The 13455-nt window shown below is 72.0% G+C and carries 15 protein-coding genes and 1 pseudogene; 13 read left to right on the top strand and 3 right to left on the bottom strand.

Annotated features, from left to right (window positions below; genetic code table 11):
- Nucleotides 1-189: 189 nt before the first annotated feature.
- From ACFYZL_RS39805 to zapE, 4 genes are all read left to right on the top strand, one after another.
- Nucleotides 190-945 (top strand): helix-turn-helix domain-containing protein, encoded by a 756-nt coding sequence (locus ACFYZL_RS39805; RefSeq protein ID WP_384755919.1) that lies wholly within the window; start codon nt 190-192, stop codon nt 943-945.
- An 84-nt stretch (nt 946-1029) separates the two neighbouring features.
- Nucleotides 1030-1245, top strand: coding sequence for a type II toxin-antitoxin system VapB family antitoxin (locus tag ACFYZL_RS39800; RefSeq protein WP_384755921.1), 216 nt, complete (start codon nt 1030-1032; stop codon nt 1243-1245).
- On the top strand, nt 1242-1664 hold the full coding sequence (locus ACFYZL_RS39795; protein ID WP_384755924.1) for a PIN domain nuclease: 423 nt from the start codon (nt 1242-1244) through the stop codon (nt 1662-1664). Before ACFYZL_RS39800 ends, ACFYZL_RS39795 begins: the two co-directional genes overlap by 4 nt.
- A gap of 200 nt (nt 1665-1864) precedes the next feature.
- Nucleotides 1865-2977 carry a cell division protein ZapE gene (gene zapE / locus ACFYZL_RS39790; protein WP_388686063.1) on the top strand — a complete coding sequence of 371 codons (1113 nt, stop codon included), beginning with the start codon at nt 1865-1867 and terminating at the stop codon, nt 2975-2977.
- Nucleotides 2978-3066: 89 nt separating this feature from the next.
- Here the strand turns inward: zapE and ACFYZL_RS39785 are convergent, their stop codons facing one another.
- On the bottom strand, nt 3067-3681 hold the full coding sequence (locus ACFYZL_RS39785; RefSeq protein ID WP_388686061.1) for a TetR/AcrR family transcriptional regulator: 615 nt from the start codon (nt 3679-3681) through the stop codon (nt 3067-3069).
- Nucleotides 3682-3767: 86 nt separating this feature from the next.
- On the opposite strand from ACFYZL_RS39785, the gene ACFYZL_RS39780 reads away from it, so the two are divergent.
- The 4 genes from ACFYZL_RS39780 (at nt 3768) to ACFYZL_RS39765 (ending at nt 6076) form a co-directional block, all read left to right on the top strand.
- A complete protein-coding gene (locus ACFYZL_RS39780) occupies nt 3768-4541 on the top strand; it encodes an SDR family NAD(P)-dependent oxidoreductase (protein WP_388686059.1) in 774 nt (257 codons plus the stop codon).
- Between the two features lie 85 nt (nt 4542-4626).
- Complete coding sequence (locus ACFYZL_RS39775) at nt 4627-5082, top strand: VOC family protein (protein WP_388686057.1); 456 nt, start codon at nt 4627-4629, stop codon at nt 5080-5082.
- 12 nt (nt 5083-5094) lie between these two features.
- Complete coding sequence (locus ACFYZL_RS39770) at nt 5095-5529, top strand: YdeI/OmpD-associated family protein (protein WP_384755938.1); 435 nt, start codon at nt 5095-5097, stop codon at nt 5527-5529.
- Between the two features lie 124 nt (nt 5530-5653).
- Nucleotides 5654-6076 (top strand): MarR family transcriptional regulator, encoded by a 423-nt coding sequence (locus ACFYZL_RS39765; RefSeq protein ID WP_384755961.1) that lies wholly within the window; start codon nt 5654-5656, stop codon nt 6074-6076.
- A gap of 84 nt (nt 6077-6160) precedes the next feature.
- Here the strand turns inward: ACFYZL_RS39765 and ACFYZL_RS39760 are convergent, their stop codons facing one another.
- Complete coding sequence (locus ACFYZL_RS39760) at nt 6161-7630, bottom strand: DHA2 family efflux MFS transporter permease subunit (protein ID WP_388686054.1); 1470 nt, start codon at nt 7628-7630, stop codon at nt 6161-6163.
- A 188-nt stretch (nt 7631-7818) separates the two neighbouring features.
- On the opposite strand from ACFYZL_RS39760, the gene ACFYZL_RS39755 reads away from it, so the two are divergent.
- Both ACFYZL_RS39755 and ACFYZL_RS39750 read left to right on the top strand, forming a co-directional pair.
- Nucleotides 7819-9171, top strand: a complete 1353-nt coding sequence (locus ACFYZL_RS39755; RefSeq protein WP_384755944.1) for an AMP-binding protein — start codon at nt 7819-7821, stop codon at nt 9169-9171.
- Between the two features lie 48 nt (nt 9172-9219).
- On the top strand, nt 9220-10143 hold the full coding sequence (locus tag ACFYZL_RS39750; protein WP_388686051.1) for a DMT family transporter: 924 nt from the start codon (nt 9220-9222) through the stop codon (nt 10141-10143).
- Between the two features lie 52 nt (nt 10144-10195).
- On the opposite strand, the gene ACFYZL_RS39745 is transcribed toward ACFYZL_RS39750, so the two are convergent.
- Nucleotides 10196-10672, bottom strand: coding sequence for a phospholipase (locus ACFYZL_RS39745; protein WP_384755950.1), 477 nt, complete (start codon nt 10670-10672; stop codon nt 10196-10198).
- A 328-nt stretch (nt 10673-11000) separates the two neighbouring features.
- Here ACFYZL_RS39745 and ACFYZL_RS39740 point away from each other — a divergent pair.
- The 3 genes and pseudogenes from ACFYZL_RS39740 to ACFYZL_RS39730 form a co-directional block, all read left to right on the top strand.
- A pseudogene (locus ACFYZL_RS39740) lies at nt 11001-11483 on the top strand (BTAD domain-containing putative transcriptional regulator); the annotation flags it as partial.
- Between the two features lie 193 nt (nt 11484-11676).
- Entirely contained in the window at nt 11677-12462 is a 786-nt protein-coding gene (locus ACFYZL_RS39735; protein ID WP_384755955.1) for an AAA family ATPase, read from the top strand.
- A gap of 177 nt (nt 12463-12639) precedes the next feature.
- Entirely contained in the window at nt 12640-13233 is a 594-nt protein-coding gene (locus ACFYZL_RS39730; protein ID WP_384755958.1) for a dihydrofolate reductase family protein, read from the top strand.
- Nucleotides 13234-13455 lie beyond the last annotated feature (222 nt).

Below are 13455 nucleotides of genomic sequence, written 5' to 3'. Positions count from 1 at the left end.
ATTCATGGATGGCGGCAACAACTTCGTTGCGCGCAAATGGCATCAGTGCAGCTCAGACGCTGTAAATCGTTGCGCTGGTTTGAATTTCAATGCAATGATCCTGCGCGTTGCGTTGCAATGGATAGGAAGTGAACGCTATGCTGGAGGCGCCGGAGACCCACAAGGGCCCCACGAACGACGGAGATTGACATGCCGGGAGGCAGGCTCACCCAGCAGGAACGCCAGCAGATCGCGCTGGGGGTGGCGGACGGGCTCGCCTATGCGGAGATCGCCCGACGCCTCGACCGCCCGACCTCGACCATCACGCGCGAGGTCATGCGCAACGGCGGCCCCGCCGGCTACCGCGCGGACCTGGCCCAGCGCTCCACCGAACGCCGCACCCACCGCCGCAGGCAGGCCGCCCCCCGGACCGGGCAGGCGCCCCGACTGGCCCACGGGCGCGACCCCGAGGCCGTGCGCGAGTACGAGGAGATGTTCACGACCCTCTTCATGGCATCGGGCCTGCCGAAGATAAGCGCGCGGGTGCTGGTCTCCCTCTACACCACGGACACGGGCACCCTCACGGCGTCCGAACTGGTCCAACGCCTCGAGGTCAGCCCGGCGTCCATCTCCAAGGCGATCACGTTCCTGGAGAGCCAGAACCTCATCCGCCGGGAGCGCGACGAACGCCGCCGCGAGCGCTACATCGTCGACGACGACGTCTTCTACCAGTCCACGATCGCCAGCGCGAAGGCCACCGACCAACTCGCCGACACCGCCCGCCAGGGCGTCGGCATCCTGGGCCCCGACACCCCGGCCGCGGTCCGCCTGGAGAACATCGCCCGCTTCCTCGACTTCATCGGCGAGACCATCACCCGCGCCGCGGAGCAGGCCCGCGACATCCTCTACGTCAAGGCCGAACCGCCGTCCGGCGACCCGGCCGCGCCCGGACCGGACCGCGGCTAGACGCGCTCCGACCCACCGCGCGCGTGGCCCCGCTGAACCATGAGAGATATAATCTTCTCCATACTTGATATACGGGAGGTGTACATGAGTCGGACAGTGATCGATCTCGACGACGAGCTGGTCGCGGACGTGGCCAAGGCCCTGGGGACGAGCACCAAGAAGGACACGGTCAATACGGCCCTGCGCGAGGTGCTGGAGAACAGGAGGCGCGGGCTGGCTCTGACTCGGCTGCGTGCCGCGGCCGAGGAAGGCGCCTTTGATCTGACCCTCTTCGAGGACAAGCGGAACTACCGACGTTGAACGCCGCTCTCTACCTGATCGACACGAGCGCCCTCGCCCGTTTCATGCGGGGCGACGCGGAGCAGTACGGCTGGGACCAGGCCGCGGCCGCGGGCCTGATCGCCACGTGCCCCATCACGGAGCTGGAGTTCTTCTACAGCGCGCGCTCCGCCGCCGACCGGGAGCGGGCCATCGAAGACGTCCGGCTGATCTTCGGCTGGGTCCCGGTCGACGATCGTGCCTACGAGCGGGCTTGGCAGGTCCAGGAGGCCCTGACCCAACAGGGCAAGCACCGGAGTGCGGGCGCAGTGGATCTCGTCGTCGCCGCGACCGCCGAGTTGCAGGGGTTGACCCTCCTGCACCGCGATCACGACTTCGAGTGCATCGCCGCGGTAACCGGCCAACCCCTCCAGTGGTACGGCCCGGAGGGCCGCAAGTAGCCGCCCGTCGCGCCGACCGTACGCCCGCCGCGACGGCGGCGGGCGGCGGTCTCGGGGTGCCGGGCCATGGCCACCTCGACGGCCCACGCTTCCGTGAAGGCCCGGAGGGGAACCGCGGACACTTCGGCCCGGGTACGGGCCGGCCGCTGCGGTGCGATCATGATCTTTCCAGGGGTGTCGAGTCGGGGGGATGTCGACGGATGAACTTCCCAGCGCACAAGCACGACCAGGCCATGCGCCGCCATTTCCACGAGGCCGCCGCTCGGCGCGGATTCTCGGTCGCGCCGGCCCAGGAGGCCGCCGTCGAGCGGCTGGCCCACCTGGCGGCCGAACTCGCCCGGCCCGCATGGACGTTCCCGAAGCCGCCCCGCGACCTGTACGTATGGGGGCCGGTCGGCCGCGGGAAGAGCTGGCTCGTGGACACCTTCTACGAGGGGCTGCCCGACGGGCGCAAACGCCGCCTGCACTTCCACGACTTCTTCCGGCGGCTCCACGAAGGAGTGACCGGGACGGGCTCCCGCCGTGACGGGCAGAGCGCCGTCGACAGCGCTCTCGACGACCTGATCGGGGACAGCCGCATCCTCGTCTTCGACGAGTTCCACGCGCACGACGCGGGCGACGCGATGCTGATCGCACGCCTCTTCCGCACCCTGCTGGACCGCCGGATCACCCTGGTCACCACCTCCAACTACCCGCCCGCCGGGCTGATGCCGGACCCGCTCTACCACCACCTGTTCGAGCCCACCATCGAGCTCATAGAGGAGCGGATGGACGTCCTGGACGTCACGGGCCCGGTGGACTACCGCCGCCTCGCCACCCCCTCACCCGAGGAAGGCGGCCGCCGCTTCGCGACGGGCTGGTGCCTGCTCTCCGACGACCCCGCTCCGGTGGAGCTCGGCCTCACCGCCCCCGCACCCGCGGAGGCCACCGCCGTCCAAGCCCACCTGCGGGAGCTGCCCGCCCGCGCGGTGCGCGGCGACCTCGTCTGGTTCGGCTTCGACGCGCTGTGCGAGACGGCGACGGCGGTTCCCGACTACCTGGTCCTCGCCGAACGCTTCACCACCCTGGTCCTGGACGGCGTACCCCCACTGGCCGAGGCCTCCGGGGACGGACGCCAACGGTTCGCGAACCTGGTCGACGTCGCCTGCGACCGTGACCTCCGGCTGGTCCTCATCGGCTCCGATCCCCTGACCGCCCTCCCCGCCGACCAGGCCCTGACCCGAGATCTGGACCGCACGGCAAGCCGCCTCGCGATGCTCCGCCGCCCGGACCGGTCCCGCCCCGCCGGGGCGGGGGGCCGACGCCCCGAGTAGGGGCGGCCCGGCCACCTCGACGGCCCGAGCCTCGGTGAAGGCCCGGAGGGGGACCGCGCCCACATCGTCCACCGTCCGGGCTGCGCCGATCAGCCTCGCGGTGCGGGCCAGGCGGTCAGGGCCAGTTCGACCGCCGCCGTCAGTTGGGTGGCGGTGGCGCCGTCCTGGGCTCGTTGGGAGAGGCCCTGGAGGACGGTGGCGAAGTAGTCGGCCAGGGCCCGGGGGGCGGCCTCGGCGGGGAGTTCCCCCGCCCGTTGGGCCTCCCGTAGCCGGGCCTCGAACCCGTCCACGTTCCGGCCGCGCAGGTCGCGGAGGAACGCCCCCACCTCCGCGTCCTGCGAAGTGACGTTGGTCGCCGCGCTGACGGCCAGGCAGCCGGCCGGGTGCGAGGGGTCCGGGTAGATGACCGCGGCCTCCCGGAGGATGCGCGCGAACGCCCCGTACGCGGTGGGCTCCTCCCGGAGCGCGACCTCCGCGAAGGCGCCGACGGGGGACCGGCCGTAGGCGTCGACCACTTCCTCGAACAGCGACTTCTTGTCCCCGAAGGCCGCGTACAGGCTCCCCGAGCGGATGCCCATCGCCTCGGTCAGCTCGCCGATGGAAACGCCTTCGTAGCCGCGCTCCCAGAACAGGCGTGTGGCCGCGGCGAGCGCGGTCGCGCGGTCGAAGGTGCGGGGGCGGCCGCGCTTGGGCGTCTCGGTCATGCACACATTTTAGAGCGCTCGACCAAGAAATCGTGCTAGCTTCTTTCTTGGTCGATCACTCAACAAAGGAAAGGCGGTCAATCGGTATGACTGCGAAGCGACTTGACGGGAAGACCGCGCTCGTCACCGGAGGCAGCAGGGGCATCGGGCGCGCCATCGCGGAGCGGCTGGCCCGGGACGGCGCCGTCGTCGCGCTGACCTACGCCCACGACGAGACCGCGGCGCTCGACACCGTGGAGCGCATCCGGAAGGACGGCGGCCGGGCCCACGCCCTCCACGCGCAACTGGGCAGCCACGGCGACGCCGCCGCCCTGTGGGCGGCCTTCGACGCCCAGGTCCCCCACGACACGTCCGAGCCGGTCGTCGACATCATCGTCAACAACGCCGGCATAGGACACAGCGCGGCCCTGGCATCGCTGACCGAGGAAGGCTTCGACGAGGTCTTCGCCGTGAACGTCCGCGCACCGTTCTTCATCGTGCAGGAGGGACTGAAGCGCCTGCGCGACGCCGGCCGGATCATCAACATCTCCAGCGGCGCGGCCCACCTCGCCATGCCCGAGATCATCGCCTACGGCGCAACCAAGGGCGCCCTGGACAACTTCACCCTCAACCTCGCCAAGGAGCTGGGTGCCCGCGGCATCACGGCGAACTCGGTCGCGCCCGGGATCATCGACACGGACGTCAACGCGGCTTGGCTGCGCGGCAACCCGGAAGCCGAGGCCCACGCGGCCTCCCTGGCCGCGTTGGGCCGCGTCGGTCGGCCGGAGGACGTGGCCGACGTCGTGGCCTTCCTCGCCTCGGACGACGCGCGCTGGGTCACCGGCAAGGTGATCGACGCCACCGGCGGCTCCGGTCTGTGACCCTGCCGCCCGGCTCGCCCAGGGCACTCAGCGGATCGATCAGAAATCGAGAAGCGCGGTTCGGCGAGTCGCCTCTAGCCTCACCATGAGCATCACCCGCCACACGCAACGCAAGGAGCAGCAAGGTATGAAGGCGCACGTCAGCTCGATCCTTCTGGGCGTTCGGGACCTGGACCGGGCCAAGCGGTTCTACACCGAGGGGCTCGGCTGGAAGATCCAGAGCGACTTCGGCATATCGGTGTTCTTCGAGTCCGACGGCGCCTCGCCCGTCGGCTTCTACAGCCGCGAAGGCCTCGCCCAGCAGGTGGGCACGGACCAGGAGGGCAGCGGTTTCAGCGGACTGGTCCTGACCTACGTCGTCCGCAGTGAGGCACGGGTGGACGAGGTCATGGCGGAGGCCCAGAAGGCCGGCGCCGAGATCCTCAAGCCCGCCGGCGCCCTGCCGTGGGGCGGGTACGGCGGCACCTTCGCCGACCCCGACGGCTACATCTGGAGCCTCGGCTACAGCGACCAGGGAACCGACCAGCCCTACGCCGAGTAGAGGGGGAAGACCATGAAGTTCCGGGCCCACGTCGAGCCGCCCGAGCCCATGCGCGGTCTGGAGGTTCCGCCCGAGGTGGTGGCCGCGCTCGGCGAGGGCTCGCGGCCGCCGGTGACGATCACGATCGAGGGGCACTCCTGGAGGAGCCGGATCGCCCTCCTGCGCGGCCGCCACCTGATCGGCCTCAGCCACGCCAACCGGGAGGCCGCGGGCGTCGAGATCGGCGAGGAGATCGAGGTCGAGGTGGAGCTCGACACCGAGCCGCGCGTCGTCGTCGAGCCGGAGGACTTCGCCCGGGCCCTCGACGAGGACCCGGCCGCCCGCGCCGCCTACGACGTCCTCACGTACAGCCGCAAGCGCGAGCACGTGCGCGCCATCGAGGGCGCGAAGAAGCCCGAGACGCGCCAACGGCGCATCGAGAAGGCCGTCGCCACCCTGCGTGGCTGAACCCCGTTCGCGACCTTCACCGGTGCATCCTGACCATCCGATCCATCAGATACAGATGCATCTGTACTGATATAAGGTCGTGCGTGTGAACGGAGTACAGCTCTTCCTGCTGGGACGCACGCTGATGAAGATCGGTGAGGAGGCCATCCCCACCGATCGTGTCGGCAAGCGGCCGATGAGCACGCGGTCGGTGCTGATCGTGATGCTCGACGTCTACGCGCACCCGGACACGACGGTCGGCGAGATCGCCACGCGCTCCGGTCTGCCGCAGAGCGCCGTGTCCGCCTGCGTGGCCCGGCTGCGGGAGACCGGATCGGTGGTGACGCGGACCGACCCCCGCGACCGGCGCCGGACCCTGCTCCGGCAGAACCCCGAAATGACCGACCGCCGCGCCGAGGTCGCCGGGGCGCGCGTCGACGACGCCCTCGCCGCGGCGCTCGGAACCGACGACCCGGTGGAGGTCGCCCAGGTGGTCGCCCTCCTGGAGGCCCTGGCCCGGCGCCTGTCGCCGGACGTGCTGACCCGCCTGGCGCCGGAGCAGTCCTGACGGCCGGTGCACGCGAACCGCCCGGGTGCTGTGCACCCGGGCGGTTGCGGTGGTTCCGCGGGGGAGGTCCCGACCTGCGCCGCGCTAAACGCCCGCCGCCGCCTTCGCCGCCGCCTTCGCCGCCGCGACCCCGGCGGTGGCCCCCGGCGCAGCGGCCGTCTCCTTGGTCCGGCCGCGTACCAGGAAGCAGCCCAGCACACCCAGCAGGACCACCGCGATCGGCAGCGCCGCCGTCACGTGCAGGGTCGCGACGAACGCGTCCGCGTACAGCTTCCCGGTGGCCAGCTCCGCCGCCAGCCGGCCCTGGAGCAGGGCGCCCACGGCGGCCGCGCCGATGACCGAACCGATCTGCCGGACCGTGTTGTTGACCGCGGAAGCCGCCCCGGCGAGCCGCGGGTCGACGCCCCGCATCGCCTCGGCGGACATCGGCGCGACCACGCAGCCGATGCCGAGTCCGGTGATGACGGTGGCCGGGACGAAGGCGTACCAGGGAGTCGCCGGACCGGCGATCAGCACGATCGCGGCGATGCCCACGGCGTACAGGGTCAGACCCGCCATCAGCAGGTACTTGCCGCCGACCTTGTCCGAGAGCCGGCCCGCGAGGGGTCCCACGGCCATCGACACCAGGGAGGACGGGGCCAGCACCAGGCCCGCCTTGATCGCGCTCAGGCCGAGCACGGACTGGAGGTAGAGGTTGAAGGGGAGGGCCAGTCCGATCATCGCCATCGACACCAGGGCGACCATCACCGTCAGCACGGAGAAGTTGCGGTCCTTGAAGAGTGCGAACGGGACGAGCGGCTCGCGGTCCTGACGGCCGCGCTGGTGGCAGAAGAATCCGGCGGCCAGCGCCGCACCGGCGGCCATCAGTCCCCAGATCCCGGTGCCCCAGTGGTAGTGCTCGCCCTCCTGGAGCGCGAAGGTCAGGCAGAACAGCGCGCCGGTGGCCAGCAGGACGCCGGGGACGTCGAAGGTACGCGTCCGGCCGGTCCGCACGTCGGGCACCACCAGGTAGGTCAGCACCAGCGCCGCGATCCCGATCGGCACGTTCACCAGGAAGATCCAGCGCCAACCGACGGTGGAGACCAGCACGCCGCCCAGGGTCGGCCCCGACAGCGTGGCCAGGCCCGCCACCATGCCCCAGATGCCCATCGCCGTGCCGCGCCGGGCGGCCGGGAAGACCGACATGATCAGCGCCATCGTCTGCGGTGTGAGCAGCGCCGCGCCGAGGCCCTGCACCCCGCGGGCCGCGATCAGCATCACCGGGCCGGTGGCCAGCCCGCAGGCGACGCTCGCCGCGGTGAACACCACCACGCCCGCGACGAAGAGGTTGCGGGGGCCCCACAGGTCACCGAGCCGGCCGGCGGTGATCAGCAGCACGGCCAGGACGAGGGCGTAGCCGCTGACCACCCACAGGGTCTGGTCCAGGGTCGCCCCCAGTGCGTCGATCATCTCGGGGATCGCGATGTTCACGATCGTCAGGTCCAGCAAGGTCATGAAGAACCCCAGTGACATGGTCACCAGTACCGCCCAGGGATTCCCGGCCCACTTCCGCATGCGTCCACTCCTCTCGCGCCGTCCGCTGGGAGCAACCGTAATGCATCTTTTTTGATGCATCAAGATGGATGGATATTGGGGAGTGCCGTCCCGGGGCGGGGCGCGGCCCGGCCGGGGTGGCGCGCTTCCCCCGGCGTCCGGCAGCCTGGGCCCCGTACCACCGGGACCACGGATAGGGGAGTGTCAGCGTGCTCACGGCACTTGAAGGCGCGTACGGGGACAGCGCGGACGCCGTCACCGTCGCCGGCCGCACCGCCTCGTACGAGGAACTGCTCGGCGCCGCCGGAGCGGTGGCCGCGGACGTCGCGGGGGCCCCGGCCTTCGCCGTCACCGCGACGGCCTCGCTGGAGACCGTCGCCGCGGTCGTCGGCGGGCTGCTCGCCGGGGTGCCCTGCGTGCCGCTGCCGCCCGACGCCGGGCCCGCCGAGCGGGAACACATCCTGCGCGACTCGGGGGCCGCGGAGATCGCGGTGGACTTCGCGCGGCGCGCGGACGCCCCCTCCGGGAAGACCGCCGCGTCCGAGGACCCCGCGCTGATCCTCTACACCTCCGGCACCACCGGCCCGCCCAAGGGCGTGGTGCTCGGCGGCGCCGCCATCGCCGCCGACCTCGACGCGCTCGCCGAAGCCTGGCAGTGGAGCGCCGACGACACCCTCGTGCACGGGCTGCCGCTGTTCCACGTGCACGGCCTCGTGCTCGGAGTGCTCGGCGCCCTGCGCACCGGCAGCCGCCTCGTGCACACCGGGCGGCCGACGCCCGACGCCTACGCCTCGGCCGGCGGCAGCCTGTACTTCGGGGTGCCGACCGTGTGGTCCCGCATCGCCGCCGAACCGGAGGCCGCCACCGCGCTGTCCGGGGCCCGGCTCCTCGTCTCCGGCAGCGCGGCCCTGCCCGCGCCCGTCTTCCGCGACCTCGAACGCCTCACCGGCCACCGCCCCGTCGAGCGCTACGGCATGACCGAGACCCTGATCACCATCAGCGGCCGGGCGGGAGGCGAGGTCCGCCCCGGCACGGTCGGCACCCCGCTCACCGGCATCCGCACCCGCATCGCAGCCGAACCGGGAGCCGGGATCGGGGAACTCCAGCTGACCGGCCCCACCCTGTTCTCCGGATACCTCGGCCGGCCGGAGGCCACCGCCGCCGCGTACACCGAGGACGGCTGGTTCCGTACGGGAGACATCGCGGCCGTCGACGAGGCGGACGGGGTGCACCGGATCGTGGGCCGCGCCTCCATCGACATGATCAAATCCGGCGGCTACCGGATCGGCGCGGGCGAGATCGAGAACGCCCTGCTCGACCACCCCAAGGTGCGCGAGGCGGCCGTCGTCGGCGTCCCCGACGCGGACCTCGGGCAGCGGATCGTCGCGTACGTCGTCGCCGACGGGGTCACCGGCGCCGAACTCACCGACTTCGTCGCCGCGCACCTGTCGGTCCACAAGCGCCCGCGCGAGGTCCGCTTCGTCACGGCGGTCCCGCGCAACGCCATGGGCAAGCCGCAGAAGAAGCTCCTGCTGGAGGGCGGCCACGGCGAGCGGACCTGACGCGATATCCGAAGGCGAGCGGGGCCGGTCGTGAGTACGTTGACCCGCATGGATCAATCTGCCGCCGGTCCCGGAACCGACCGCCGTGCCCTCGCCGCGGCGTCCGTCACCGTCGCCCTCTGGGCCTCCGCCTTCGTCTCCATCCGGTCGGCGGCGGCCCACTACGACCCGGGAGCCCTGGCCCTGGGACGGCTCCTGACGGCATCGGTCGCCCTCGGGGTCGTCCTGCTCGTCAAACGGGTCCCGTTCCCGCCGCGCCAGGCCTGGCCCGGCATCCTCGCCTCGGGCGTGCTGTGGTTCGGCCTCTACATGGTCGCGCTGAACTGGGGCGAACAGGGCGTGGACGCGGGCACCGCGGCCATGATCGTGAACATCGGCCCGATCGTGATCGCCCTGCTCGGCGGTTGGCTGCTGAAGGAGGGCTTCCCGCCGACGCTGATGGCGGGGATGGCCGTCTCCTTCGCGGGCGCGGTCGTCGTCGGCCTCTCCACCTCCAAGGGGGACTCCTCCTCCCTCGCCGGTGTGCTGCTCTGCCTGCTCGCCGCGCTCACCTACGGGGCCGGGGTGGTCTCCCAGAAGCCGGCGCTGCGCCACGCGAGCCCGATCCAGGTGACCACGTACGGCTGTTTCGTCGGCACCGCGGTCACCCTGCCCTTCGCCTGGCAGCTGGTCTCCCAACTGCCGCAGGCCCCGCTGTCGGCCACGCTCAACATGCTCTACCTGGGCCTGTTCCCGACCGCGCTCGCCTTCACCACCTGGACGTACGCCCTCTCCCGGACCACCGCCGGGAAGATGGGCGCGACCACCTACGCGGTGCCCGCCGTCGTGGTGCTCTTCGCCTGGATCGTCCTGGACGAGATCCCCGGGTGGCTGACCCTGCTCGGCGGCGCGATCTGCCTGGCCGGGGTCGCCGTCTCCCGCAGGCGCCCCGCGGCGAAACCGGCCGATGCGCCCGTCCCACGGAAGGCCTGACGGGGCGCCGGCCGGACCCTCGGAGCCCGGCCGGTCCTCGCGATCGGACCGGTCAGGCCACGGCGCCGCCGTCCACGGCGGCCGTGTTGCCGAAGGCCTTCACGGCCTGGTAGTAGGTCCAGGCGGTGGAGTCGCACGAGGTCTTCTTCAGCCCCGAGTACGCGGAACACACCCGCTTCAGATCGGCGTACAGCGCGTCGTCGAGCCGCGACTTGTTCGCGCTGAACGTGCCAGCCTTCTTGTAGTTGCGGTAGCCGAAGTCGTGGCGGGCGCACGCCGTCTGGAAGGGGAAGCCGAACGGGTTGTCCGGGGAGGACGAGCAGTAGTCCGTCGACCAGTCGAACCCGTAGGCCGACCAGGAGCCCTGGTTGTTGCGGGCCGAGAGCCAGGCGTTGTGGCTCGCGGAGCTCGTCTGCGTCCAACTGCTCAGTACCTGGGGCTTGTCGGCCGGCACGGCGGAGGCCGGGGTGGCCAGGGCGACGAGGGCGGCGGCGGAAGCGGCGATCACGGTGGTGAGTCGACGGCGCATCAAAGTCCTCCGGGGACGGGGTGCCGGGGGTTCCCGGCACCGGGCCGCCCCAGACTGGGAGGAGCAGGTATCACGCGGCCCCAGCGCACCTATACGCAACCTCTTCGCACCCCGCCCGGTCACGGCGGGAGCAACGCCGCGCCGTCGACAGGACACCATCGAACTCCACCTGCTCGGCCCGGTCGAAGCCACCCGTGACGGCACTCGGATCGCGCTCTCGGGAACGAAGCCGCACACCGTGCCGGCGGCCCTGCTGCTCGCCCGCGGCCGCGTCGTGCCCGACACCCGGCTCAGCCCTCTGCTGTGGGGCGCCCGACCGCCCGCCACGATGAGCGCGCAGCTCCACACGTACGTCTCCCGGCTCCGCACACTCCTCGAACCCGAGCTCACCCTCGAGCGCCGCGGAGCCGGCTACGCCATACGGACCGGCGACAGCCGGTTCGACGTCGCGGAGTACGTGCGTGTCGACCGGCTCGGCCGCCAGGCCCTCCGGGCACACCGGTACGAGGAGGCCGGCACCCTGCTGCGCGACGCGCTGGAGCTGTGGCGGGGGCCCATGCGGGTGAACGCCACCGAGCACCTCGTGCAGGAGGAGGTCCCGCAGTGGGAGGAGGCGCGCGCCGCCACGCTGGAGAACCGGATCGAAGCCGACCTCGCCCTCGGCCACCACCAGCGGATCACCTCCGAACTCACCCGGTTGGTGGCCGATTTCCCGCTCCGCGAGCGGATGCGCGCCCAGGTGATGACGGCCCTCTACCGGTGCGGGCGCCAGGCCGACGCCCTCCTCGTCTTCCACGAGGGCCGCTCCGTGCTCGCCGAGGAGCTGGGCGTCGAACCCGGCCACGGCCTGCGGGCCGCCCACGAGGCCCTGCCGGGTGCGAGGCTGGACCTCGCACCACACCCCGCCGCCGAACCCGCGCGCACCCGGCCGCCCGGATCCACGCAGCCCGGACCTCCGCCGCCCCCCCGCAGCCCCGACTTCCGCCGCGCCACCGTCGCCCTTCATGCTGCCGCCCGACACCGGCGTCGCCTTCACCGGCCGCACCCGCGAACTGGCCGCCCTGCGCCGCCTGTTCACGAGTGCCGCGGGGGAACCGCGGCGCTGCCTGATCACCGGGATGGCGGGCATCGGCAAGACCGCCCTCGCCGTGCACGCCGCGCACGCCGCCGAGGAGGACTTCCCCGACGGTCGGCTCCACGCCGACCTGACCGAGCCGGACGGCGCCCCCAAGGGCCCGGGCGCCGTGCTGGTCCGCTTCCTGCGCGCGCTCGGTGAGGAACGGCCCCCGGCCGCCGCGCACGACCTCGACGAGCCGGTACGGCTCGACCGCACACGGACGGTGGGCCGCCGGATCCTGGTCCTGCCGGACAACGCGGCCGACACCGCCGGGCTCACCGCGCTCCTGCCGGCCGGCCCGCACTCCGCCGCGCTCGTCACGGGACACGTCCACCTCGCCGCCGCCACCGGACCCCACACCCTCGCGCTCGGCCCGATGAACCGCGACGACTCCCTCGAACTGCTCACGAACATCGTGGGCACGGCGCTCACGGCCACAGAGCCGGGCTCCGTGGAACGGCTCCGGCTGGCTGCGGCGCACCGACGCGGAGACCCGCGGACTGCCGGGCCGCCTCTCGGTGCTCGGACGGCGCCCGTTCTCCGCGGCCTCCGCCGCGACGGTCCTCGGCCTGCCGATGCGGCGGGCGGAGGACCTGGTGGAGGGCCTCGTCGACGGTACGTTCCTGGAGCCGGTCCGCTCCCCGGTCGCGCCGGGCTGCCCGCTGACCGGTGACGGTTTCCGCTTCCACCCCCTGGTGCTGCTCCACTTCCAGTCGCTCCCGGTCGAGCGCCCCCAGCGGAGTGTGAGCCGGCTCACATCACACATTCCGCCGCCCGCCGATGAGTTCTCGCCCCCTCGATCGTCTTCATTGGCGTACGGACCGACGCGAGGAAAACAGGAGCCCCTCCCATGCGCATCGTCATCAGCGAGTTCATCAGCCTCGACGGCGTCGTCCAGGCCCCCGGCGGCCCCGAGGAGGACACCGACGGAGGCTTCGCCCACGGCGGTTGGACCCACCCCTTCTTCGACCCGGAGGTCGTCGGCGGAGCCTTCGCCGAGGCGCTGAACCAGGCCGAGGCGCTCCTCTTCGGCCGCCGCACCTGGCAGAACATGGCCGCCGCCTGGCCCGAGCGGGCCGGCGACCCCTTCGCGGACCGGATGAACGCCCTGCCCAAGCACGTGGTCTCCGACACCCTCGCCGAGGACGACCTCACCTGGAACACCGCCCTCGTCCCCGCCGACAAGGCCGTCGCCCGCATCCGGGAACTGCGCGACACCCCCGGCGGCGACCTGCTGGTCATGGGCAGCCCCACCCTCGCGCGCACCCTCCTGAGCGAGGGCCTGGCCGACGAGCTGCGCCTGATGATCATGCCGGTGCTGCTCGGCCCCGGTAAGTCGATCTTCCCGACGGACGGCACCCTGCGCCCGCTCGACCTGGTTTCGACGGTCACCAGCGCCACGGGCGTCCAGGTCACCACCTACCGCCCCCGCCCCCAGGACTGACCCGCCGCCCCCGGTCCGCGCCTCAAGCCCTCCCCTCTCGGTGAGCGGGAGGGCTTTCCCCTGCCCCGGTCGACGCGCCACCCGTAGCGTTCATTCCCCCTCCAGTGCAACGGACCGGTGGCCATCATTGCGTTGAAATCCAATCCGATGCAACGATTTCTAGCCTCTGAGCTGCGCAAACGACAATTCTACGCAACGAAGTTGTTGCCACTATCCATGAAC

This window comes from Streptomyces sp. NPDC001717, assembly GCF_042892775.1.
In the GTDB taxonomy this organism is placed as follows: Bacteria; Actinomycetota; Actinomycetes; order Streptomycetales; family Streptomycetaceae; genus Streptomyces.
The sequence above is the reverse complement of the archived record's forward strand: the minus strand, read 5'-3'. Positions and strand labels throughout refer to the sequence as shown.